Here is a 683-nt window from a genome sequence, read left to right as displayed (position 1 = left end):
CCACGGTCGTCGTCACGGCGCGGAGCACGGTCGTCGCGACGGTCATCGCGGCGGAAGCCACCACGGTCATCGTCACGGCGCGGACCGCCGTAGCCACCGCCGGAGGGACGGCCACCACGGTCGTCACGGCGGAAGCCACCACGGTCGTCCTCACGACGGGGACCGCCGTAGCCGCCACCGGAGGGGCGGCCGCCACGGTCGTCGCGGCCCTGGTAGCCACCGGACGGACGGCCGCCGCGGTCGTCATCACGGCGCGGACCGCCGTAGCCGCCGCCGGAGGGGCGACCACCACGGTCGTCACGGCCCTGGTAGCCACCGGACGGACGGCCACCGCGGTCGTCATCACGGCGCGGACCGCCATAGCCGCCACCGGAGGGACGGCCACCACGGTCGTCACGGCCCTGGTAGCCACCGGACGGGCGACCGCCACGGTCGTCATCACGGCGCGGACCGCCATAGCCGCCACCGGAGGGGCGACCACCACGGTCGTCGCGACCCTGGTAACCACCGGACGGGCGACCACCACGGTCATCCTCACGGCGCGGACCGCCATAGCCACCGCCGGACGGACGACCACCACGGTCATCCTCACGGCGCGGACCGCCATAGCCGCCACCGGAGGGGCGACCACCACGGTCGTCGCGACCCTGGTAACCACCGGACGGGCGACCACCACGGTCATC

The 683-nt window shown here is 74.8% G+C and carries 1 protein-coding gene; it reads left to right on the top strand.

Going from position 1 to position 683, the window contains the following annotated elements; translation table 11 throughout:
* A partial coding sequence (locus ACZ303_RS31805) for a hypothetical protein (protein ID WP_467343946.1) occupies positions 1 to 683 on the top strand: 683 nt, incomplete at both ends.

The sequence above is a fragment of the Streptomyces sp. NPDC023527 genome (genome assembly GCF_055560115.1).
This window is presented reverse-complemented; position numbering and strand designations above follow the sequence as displayed.